This window comes from Frankia canadensis, from assembly GCF_900197875.1.
GTDB classification, from domain to species: domain Bacteria; phylum Actinomycetota; class Actinomycetes; order Frankiales; family Frankiaceae; genus Frankia; species Frankia canadensis.
The window spans coordinates 66,867-76,005 of sequence record NZ_FZMO01000558.1 but is presented as its reverse complement, the minus strand read 5'-3'; the positions used below and the strand labels follow the sequence as shown (position 1 = coordinate 76,005).

Below are 9,139 nucleotides of genomic sequence, written 5' to 3'. Positions count from 1 at the left end.
CCCCCGAGCCGTCCGCGCCGCCCCGCTCAGCCACGCCGCTCACCGCCGCTCGTACACGGGAGTGCGGCGTTCGAGGAAGGCGGTGATGCCCTCCCGATGGTCCGCGGTCTCGAACAGGGCGGAGAAGATCTCGACCTCGCGGCGGTGCCCCTCGTCGAGGGAGTGTCGCAGGCCGTGGTTGGCCGACCGTTTGGCCGCCTCGACGGCCAGCGGGCCGGCCGCGTTGATCCGGGCCGCGCACGCCAGGGCGGTCTCGACGGCCGTCCCCCGGTCGCACACCTGGTCGACGAGGCCGAGGCGGGCCGCCTCGGTGGCGCTCAGCCGGTCGCCGGTGAACAGCAGGCGCTTCGCCGTCCCGGCCGCGAGCGCCGAGAACAGCATCTGGGTGCCGCCCGCGCCGGGGATCAGCCCGAGCCGCACCTCGGTGACGCCGATCGTGGCCTGCTCCTCGGCGAGGGCGAAGTCGCAGGAGAGCAGGAGCTCCAGGCCACCGCCGAGAGCGTGCCCGTTGACCGCGGCGATCACCGGTACTCGCAGGTCGAACAGCACGTTCTGCATGCGCTGCACCCGCAGGGCCATGTCGGCGGCGCCCTGGCGGTCGATCTCGGTGAAGTAGCGGATGTCGCCGCCCGCGACGAAGCACCGTCCCTGGCCGGTCAGGATCATCGAGCGCAGCGTGGTGTCCGCCGCGATCTGCTGGGCGGCCCGCTCGATGTCGGCCGCGACGTCGGGGTGCAGGGCGTTCACCGGGGGGTTGGCGATGGTGACGACGCCCGTGGCGCCGACCCGCTCGAACCGGACATACTGGTAGCTCATCTGGAGCGTCTCTCCTCACTTCTCCCGCGACGGGTGGGCTTCGGGGTCAGAGCATCCGGCGGACGACGGGCATGGGCAGCAACCGCAGCCCGGCGGCGAAGACCAGCCAGGGCCAGCGCGGCACGCAGGCGTCGCGGACCTCCCGCTGGATGGCGTCGACCATCGCCGCGGTGCCGACGTCGGCGTCGGTCAGCAGCGGGTGGCGCCGCCCGGTCCGGGCCTGCATCTCCGAGTCGATGTAGCCCGGCCGGATCGTCGACACCGTGATGGGCAGTCCCCGGGCCCGCACGTCGGCGCGGATGCCGTCGGCGACGTGGGTGAGCGCCGCCTTCGAGGCCGCGTACACGTTCATCGGCCCGGGCAGGCCGCGGGCCGCGACGACGGAGGAGATCACCACAAGCTGGCCCCGACCCTGCTGGTAGAGGACGCGCATGGCGGCCTCGCACTGGGCGATGCCGCCCACGACGTTCGTAGCCGCGGTGTCGCGGTTGCCGCCGAAACGTCCCTCGCCGAGCGTCGAGCCCTTGCCCAGGCCGGCGTTGACGACGATCCGGTCCAGGTGCCCGAGGCGCCGCGCCGCGGCGTCGAACGTCGTGAAGACGGCGTCGTGCTCGGTCACGTCCAGGGCGTAGGGCACGACGGTCCGGCCCGGGTGCTCGGCCTCGAGAGCGTCACGGAGCTCCTCGAGCCGGTCGAGGCGACGGGCCGTGATCGCGAGGTCGGCGCCCCGGGCGGCGAAGATCCGGGCCATCCCGGCGCCCAGACCGGCACTGGCCCCGGTGATGAGCACGGTCTCGGTCATGACGGTCCCGGTGCCGGCTCGCCCGCCCGGGCGAAGACGGGGACCACGCGGCCGGCCCGCTCGGCGAATCCCAGCTCCAGGCGAGCGCCGATGGCCAGGCCCACGACGTCCCCCACGACGTCCCCCACGACGTTCGACATCATCACTGGCCCCTCGTCGAGGCGCACCAGCGCCACCACGTACGGCGCGTGCTCGGCGAACGCCCCGCTGCCCCGGTGGACCACGCTGAACGACTGCAGGACCGCGCCGCCGCCGGGACGCCGCCACTCGAGCGCGCCCGTCGGGGCCCAGCAGTGCGCGCAGAGGCTGCGCGGGTAGAACTGCCAGGCGTCGCAGGACGTGCAGTGCTGCAGCCAGAACTCCCGGCGCGCGCAGCCGTCCCAGAAGAAGGCGGCCACGTCGGCGGCCGGGTCGGCGGCCGGGTCGACCGTCCGGGAGACGGCCGGACCCGCGCCGGGGGTGCCGGTGGCGCCGCTGTCGCTCATCATGACCTCCCCAGGACCGCGAACCCGTTGGTCGCGAGCCAGCTGCCCTGTCCGTGCACGAGCCCGAGCCGGGCGTCCGGCCCCTGCCGCGCACCCGCCTCGCCGCGCAGCTGGGTGACCGCCTCGACCACCGAGTCGAGTGCCGCGCCCATGCCCGGGTGCCGGAAGGCCAGCGTGCCGCCGTGGGTGTTCACCGGCAGCCGGCCGCCGATCTCGAGGGCGCCGTCCTCGACGAACGCGCCGCCCTCGCCCGGCCCGCAGAACCCGAGGGACTCCAGCAGGATCAGCGGGACGATCGTGGCCGGGTCGTAGAACTGCGCGAAGTCGAGGTCCGCGAGCGTTACGCCGGCCTGGCGCAGCGCGAGGTCCCCCGCCTGGCGGATGTGGGGGAAGTGCGTCAGGCTCGGCGCCTGGGACAGGCTCATGAACGCGCTCGCCTCGCCGTACCCCAGCAGTGTCACCGAGCGGGCGTCGACGCGTTCCCGGGACACGACGAAGCCCTGCGCCCCGCCAGTGGAGATCAGCGCCAGCATCGATCGCGTCAGCGGCGTCGACACCACGGTGTCGGCGACGACGCCGGCGACGGTCAGCTCGCCGGTGACCTCGGCGTGCGGGTTGAGCAGGCCGTGTCTGCGGATGCTGACCGCGACCTGGGCGAGCTGCTCCAGGGTGGTGCCGTGGTCGTGGATGTGCCGGGCGGTCATGAGCGCGAACGCCGTCGGGATCAGCGGGCCGAACGGCCGCTCGTAGACGGCGTCGAAGCTCTTCATGTAGAGCTCGATCGCCCCCTCCAGGCCGAGAGTGGTGGCGAAGGTGTCGGCCGACAGCACGAGCACGGTGCTGGCGAGGCCGGCGTGGATGGCCGAGCGGGCGATGTGCAGGACGTCGGTGGCCGGCCTGCCGCCGTAGGGGGCCATCGCCGTGTAGACGGTTCCCAGACCCAGGTACTCGGCGACCTCGGCGGGATTGCACTCGAACGGCTGCGGGATCGAGGAGGACAGAACGAGACCGTCGACGTCCGAGCGGTCGAGACCCGCGTCGGCGACGGCGCCGGTGGCCGCCGCCGCGAGCAGGTTGCGGTACGCCGGGGCCGGCCGGCCGCGGCCGACGATCTCCTGCGCCGCGCCGGCGATGTGGACGGGGGCGCTCCGAGCGGCGCTCATCCGGCGGCTCCCGCCACCGGGCGCCGGGCATCGGGCCGGCCGTTCACGCCCGCTCCTCGAGCAGTCCGTCGGCGAGCTGCTGGCGCAGCACGAACTTCTGGACCTTCCCGGAGGCCGTGCGTGGGAGCTGGCTGACCACGACCAGGCGCTGCGGCCAGAACGGCTTCGCCATGCCGGCCTCCTCCAGGAAGGAGACGAGGGCGTCCAGGGTGAGCCCGCGGTCGGCCCCGTGCGCGACGACGACGGCGCAGACCCGCTCGCCGAGCCGGTCGTCGGGATAGGCGACGACCGCGACCTCCTGGATCTGGGGGTGCTGGTAGAGCACGCTCTCGATCTCGACGGCGGAGATGTTCTGGCCGCCGCGGATGATGATGTCCTTGCTCCGGCCTGCGATGCGGATCGCGCCGTCGGGGAGAACCGTGCCAAGGTCGCCGGTGTCGTACCAGCCGTCGGCGGTGAACGCGTCCGCGGTGAGATCACTGCGGCCGAAGTAGCCGGCGAACACCCCGGGGCCGCGCACCTGCAGGTTGCCGACAGTGCCGGCGGGCACGGGGGTCAGGTCGTCGTCCACCACCCGGGTCTGCTGCCAGGGCACCGGATAGCCGTCGCTCGCGTCGAGCACGTCCGGCGGGGCGCCGAGGTGGTGGATGCTGGCGATCCCGGTCTCGGAGCACCCCCACAGCGGCACCAGGCTCGTCGCGAAGATCCGGTCCATCTCGATCGCGACGCCGGGCGGGATCGACGCGCCGCCGCAGGCGAAGGCCCGCAGCCGGCTGGCCAGCGGCAGGTCCCGGCGCTTCTGCGCCTCGACCAGGTCGAGCGCGAAGGTGGTCGCCGACAGCGTCCAGGTGAGCCCCTCCGTCTCCATCATGTCGAGCATGCCGTCGACATCCCAGACGTCCTGGTAGACGACCTTCTGCCCCATCGACAGGGGGACGAGCATGCCGTGGATGAACCCGGTCAGGTGCCCCAGGGTCGAGGCCATGAACGCGACGTCGTCGGCCGTGAGGTCCAGCGCGTTCACGACGACGTTGCGGTAGCCCGACCACGCGGTGTTGAAGGTGTGCAGAGCGGCCTTCGGCAGGCCGGTCGTGCCGGAGGTGAACACGAGCATCGCGACGTCGTCGGCCCCCGGGCGCAGCGACTCCAGGGTCGCGCCGAGGAAGGGATCGAGCTCGCGCCGGGGTTCGACGAACCGGCCGGTGAAGGACAGCTCCGGGTCCACGCTCTCGTCGGCGTCGAGTAAGAAGACGTTGTCCAGCGTGACGATCTCCCGCTGGAGGCGCAGCGCCATCGCGGCGAAGTCGTACCCGCGGAAGCGTTGCGGCGCGACGTACACGGTGCTTCCCGCGTCGGTGAGGATGTGCCGCACCTCGTGCTCCCGGTAGATGATCGGGATCAGGTTGGGGATCGCGCCCACCCGCATGGCGGCCAGGGCCATCGCCGGGCCCTCCCAGCCGTTGGCGACCTGGATCGACACCACGTCGCCCCGGCCGACACGCAGGTCGAGCAGGGCGGCGGCGAACCGGTCGACGTAGGCCCGCAGCTGGCCGTAGGTCACGGTCTCCGGCAGCGGGCGGCCCCGGACGTAGGAGACCACGGCGGCCTTGTCCGGGGTACTGGCGGCGTGGTCGAGGAAGTCGTCCAGGAAGGTCCGGTCACGCCACTGCCCGTCCGCCCGGAAGCGCTGGACCTCGGCCGGGTCGAACGCTCGCGCGCCCATGCCCAGCCGGGTCCTCCTGAGCTGCTCAAGCCCCATCGCCGTCTCCTTGATCACGCGGCGTCCGTCGCCGGCTCGATTATTCGAGCGGTCGCTAGATTTATAGCTTAGTGCTGCAGATCACCCCCGGTCAACGGTCCGGCCGGCGCGACGTCGGCCCGGCGCCCGCGTCACGTCCGGCTCGCCCGGCTCGTCCGGGCAGCGAGCGCGACGGCGACGATGAGGGCGGCACCGTTGAACAGGTCGCTGACGTAGGAGGGCGCGCCGGCGAGCTGAAGGCCCTTCACGCCCACGCCCAGCAGGTAGACGGCGACGAGGGTGCCGAGCACGTTGACCCGACCCGACCTGATCTGGGTCGCCCCCAGGAACGCCGCGGAGAAGGCGGGCAGCAGGTAGGGCGGACCGACGTCGGGACTGCCGAGTCCCAGTTTGGCGGCCAGGATCGCGCCGCCCAGGGCGGACAGGAATCCCGCGAGGATCAGTGAGCGGGCGACCAGCCGGTCGACCCGCAGGCCGGCCAGCCGGGCGGCCCGCGGGTTCGCGCCCACCGCGTAGAAGTACCGGCCGAGCGGCGTGTGCTCGAGGACGAACCACAGGACGAGGGCGGTGCCGACCAGGTACAGCACCGTGACGGGGATGTGCGCCGGCTGGGCGCGTCCCGCCCGCAGCAGGTCGGGGGAGAATCCCTTGATGAGGGTCTGGCCACCGGTGATCCAGTAGGAGGCGGCGGCCAGCAGGCTGCTCATTCCCAGCGTTCCGATGAACGAGTTCACCCGGAGGACGACGACGACGAAGCTGTTGACGGCGCCGATCACGATGCCGACGGCCAGCGCGGCCAGCACGCTGAGGACGGGGTTCACATGGTGGCCCTGCAGCCAGGCGACCAGGCAGACACTGAAGCCCAGGGTGGCCGCGACGGACAGGTCGAAGGCTCCCGCGGCGAGCGGCACGACCAGGGCCAGGGCGACGATCGCGGCGATCGCCTGGCCGTCCGCGACGCTGCGTGCCGTCTCGCTCGTCAGGAACGTGTCGGGCAGCCAGATGCCGTAGGCGAGGACGAGCGCGCCCAGCACGTACAGGCCGCTGAACCGGTCCAGGCCCAGCCTCGGAACGACGCGGCCGCGCGGGCGCCTCGCGGGGATCGCCACGTCCCGGTCGGATTCCTGGGTGGCCGCGGCCGTGGCCTCGGTGGTACTCACGATGTCTCCTTCTGCTTCGCGAGGGTCGCGGCGCTGATGTCATCGGCGCTCAGGGGAGCGGTGAGTTCGTCGACGACCTGGCCGCCGCGCATGATCAGCACCCGGTCAGCGATCTCGGACAGCTCCTCGCTGTTGGAACTGCAGGCCAGGACACCGAGGCCGGTCGCGAGCGAGCCGCGGACGAGGCGGTGCAGTTCGGCCTGCGCGCCGACGTCGACCCCCTGTGTCGGCTCGTCGAGCACGAGGACCCGCGGTTCCAGCCGCATCGCCCGGGCGATCATGACCTTCTGCTGGTTGCCACCGGACAGCGCGTCGACCGGCTGCTCCGGGAGCGTGGGTCGGATGTGGAACGTCTCCAGCAGGGTGCGGACGTCGGAGCGTTCGGCGGAACGGCGGAGCACCTTCCACCGCGTGTAGGGAGTGAGGTCGGAGATCGTCAGGTTCTCCCGGACGGAATGCTCCGGGAGGGCCGCGTTGGCCTTGCGCTCGGCCGGGACGCTGACCACGCCGGCCCGGATGAACAGGTCCGGCCGGTTCGGTCGCAGCGGCTGGCCGCCGGCGTCGATGTGCCCGACGAACGGGGCACCGCCGCCGACCAGCCGCGCCAGCTCGTCGCGGCCCGAGCCGGTGATACCCGCCACCCCGACGACCTCGCCGGCGCGCACGGTGAGGTCGACGTCCCGCACGACCTCACCGCTCACCCCCCGCACGGTCAGCACCGCCGCGCCGACGTCGGACCGCACGTCCCCGCGCACCGTGCGCAGGGCACGGCCGAGCATCGCCTCGATGAGGGTGTCGTGGTCGAGCTCGCTCACCGGGCGGGTCGCGACGACCTCACCGTCGCGCAGGACGGTGACGCGGTCGGCCAGCTCGAAGATCTCCTCGAGGTGATGGGAGATGAAGATCAGCGCGACGCCACGGTCACGCAGGAGCCGCAGCAGCCGGAACAGCCGTTGGATCTCCGCCCTGGGCAGGTTGACGGTCGGCTCGTCGAGGACGACGACGTGGGTCTGCCCGCCGTGGACGGACACCGCCCGCGCGATGGCGACCGCCGTGCGTTCGCTGACCGACAGGTGCCCGACCGGCCGGCGCGGGTCGATCTCGTAGCCGAGCGAGGCCAGCGCCGCACGAGCTGCCTCGTGCTCGCGACGCCACCGGATGCGCCGACCGAACGCGGTGTCGAACCCCCGGCCGATCGCCAGGTTCTCCGCGCAGGTGAGCTCGTCGATGAGCCCGAGATCCTGATGGACGAAGCGGAGCCCGGCGGTCTGAGATGCCTCGGCATCGCCAAAGGAAAGCGCCGCTCCACCGACCTCGACCACGCCGCCCGATTCCGGACTGTGGTAACCCGACAGAATCTTCACGAACGTGGATTTCCCCGACCCGTTCTCGCCGACCAGCGCGTGAATCTCGCCCGGCACGATCTCCAGACTGATGCCTTTGAGCGCCTGGGCCCCGCCGAAGGTCTTCGTCAGGTTCACCACCCGCAGCGCGGGTGACGACGAGCTGCTCATCCAGAAACCTCACTCGTGAGCGATCCGATGGGTATCCGCCGGCGCCGTCCCACGCCGGCGGTACGGCGTCAGGCGAGCAGCCAGAGCTTCTTGTAGATGTCGGCGAAGTCCTTCACCCCTAGCCAGAAGCCCGCGCTGTCGAACGAGGCGGCGCCGATGTTGTCCGACGTGAGCACCTGGGACACCGGCGCCGTGTCGGTCACCGTGCTGATGGGGTCACCGACCGCGGCGCGGACCGCGATGTCCATCTCCCGCCAGCCGGCGATCGGCGCCTGGTCCTGGGCCCAGAAGACCTGCTTGTTGTCGCGCAGGCCCTGGTACTGGTCGACTCCGGGCAGGTAGCCGCCGATCCTGACCTTGCCGGACAGGCCGGCCGCCGCCAGCGCCGGCTCGAGGCCGGTCATGGCGTCCCCGAAGGACGAGACGATGTAGGTGGTGTCGGGATCGCGCTGGATCGCGCTGACGACCATGCCGGGAAGCTTCGTGCCGAGGTCGGAGAGCTGGAACGACACCGTCTTCACCTGGCACTTGGGGCACCAGGGCCTGAGCTGGGTGGCCAGCGACTTCCCGTAGTAGTCATCGATGGGGAACGACGTCGACGACAGCAGCTGGATGACGTCGTGACCGTTGCCGTGCGTCGCGATGTAGGCGGCCGAGGCCTTGGCCATGAGGTCGGTCGAGCGCAGGTCGCAGTCCACGGCGATGAGCGGGCCGGACGGTTTGTCGGTGATGCACTGCGCGATGATCTTCACGCCCTGGCTCTGGGCGCGGGCCACCTGATCACCGAACGCCGACATGTTGTAGCCGGCCTCGAAGATGAAGTCCGGCTTCTGGTCGAGCGCCTGCGACATCGCCTTCGCCGCGTCCTCCGCACCCGTGCCGATGACGATCTTCGAGAACTTCCAGCCCAGCGCCGCAGCGGCCGCGGCGCGTTCCTCGTCGATCCGCCGGGCGATGGGCACGTTCGCCTCCAGGACGACGACCCTGAGCCCACTCGGCGCCCTCTTGGTGATCGGTGTCGAGTACCCGATCCCCTGGGGGGCCGCGACGACCTTGGCGAGGTAAGCCGCCGCGTCCGCCTGCGTCGACGAGGACGCGCCCTGCGACGCGGCGGTGCCGGGTGACGCCGTATCGCCGCCTGAGCCACTCGAGCCGCACGCGGCGACGCTCAGGAGTGTCGTGGCCAGCGCCACCGCACCGAGGGCTGCCCTTCTTCTAACACGCACTGCGTTCCTCCGATGACTACAGGTGAGGCGGAACCGTCGGCCCATGGCCCGGATGACGGCGCCGCCGGCGTGGGCACGAGACCGGATCCTTTATGTCTGATATGCCGGATGGCGCCGCCGTGGTGTCGACGACTGTGCCATTGCCGGTGACCTGTGTCTCAGGTGAAAACACCTGGTTGCTCACGTGTTCTGGTGCGATCCGTTGTCGCGCGGC

At 71.8% G+C, this 9,139-nt stretch carries 8 protein-coding genes; all 8 read right to left on the bottom strand.

Annotated features, from left to right (window positions below; all coding sequences use genetic code 11):
• Positions 1 to 39: 39 nt before the first annotated feature.
• The gene (locus C1A33_RS32655) at positions 40 to 816 is read right to left on the bottom strand and encodes an enoyl-CoA hydratase/isomerase family protein (protein WP_101836322.1); all 777 of its coding nucleotides are present in this window, start codon (positions 814 to 816) and stop codon (positions 40 to 42) included.
• Positions 817 to 862: 46 nt separating this feature from the next.
• Complete coding sequence (locus tag C1A33_RS32650; protein ID WP_101836321.1) at positions 863 to 1,618, bottom strand: SDR family oxidoreductase; 756 nt, start codon at positions 1,616 to 1,618, stop codon at positions 863 to 865.
• On the bottom strand, positions 1,615 to 2,103 hold the full coding sequence (locus C1A33_RS32645; protein ID WP_101836320.1) for a Zn-ribbon domain-containing OB-fold protein: 489 nt from the start codon (positions 2,101 to 2,103) through the stop codon (positions 1,615 to 1,617). Before C1A33_RS32645 ends, C1A33_RS32650 begins: the two co-directional genes overlap by 4 nt.
• Positions 2,103 to 3,266: a thiolase family protein gene (locus C1A33_RS32640; RefSeq protein WP_101836319.1), complete on the bottom strand. Its 1,164-nt coding sequence runs from the start codon at positions 3,264 to 3,266 to the stop codon at positions 2,103 to 2,105. The genes C1A33_RS32645 and C1A33_RS32640 overlap by 1 nt, the downstream gene beginning before the upstream one ends.
• Before the next feature lie 43 nt (positions 3,267 to 3,309).
• The gene (locus C1A33_RS32635; protein WP_101836331.1) at positions 3,310 to 5,025 is read right to left on the bottom strand and encodes an AMP-binding protein; all 1,716 of its coding nucleotides are present in this window, start codon (positions 5,023 to 5,025) and stop codon (positions 3,310 to 3,312) included.
• Between the two features lie 131 nt (positions 5,026 to 5,156).
• Positions 5,157 to 6,185: an ABC transporter permease gene (locus tag C1A33_RS32630; RefSeq protein ID WP_101836318.1), complete on the bottom strand. Its 1,029-nt coding sequence runs from the start codon at positions 6,183 to 6,185 to the stop codon at positions 5,157 to 5,159.
• The gene (locus C1A33_RS32625; protein WP_101836317.1) at positions 6,182 to 7,699 is read right to left on the bottom strand and encodes a sugar ABC transporter ATP-binding protein; all 1,518 of its coding nucleotides are present in this window, start codon (positions 7,697 to 7,699) and stop codon (positions 6,182 to 6,184) included. Before C1A33_RS32625 ends, C1A33_RS32630 begins: the two co-directional genes overlap by 4 nt.
• Before the next feature lie 68 nt (positions 7,700 to 7,767).
• A complete protein-coding gene (locus tag C1A33_RS32620; RefSeq protein WP_207770601.1) occupies positions 7,768 to 8,925 on the bottom strand; it encodes a type 1 periplasmic-binding domain-containing protein in 1,158 nt (385 codons plus the stop codon).
• Positions 8,926 to 9,139: the final 214 nt, after the last annotated feature.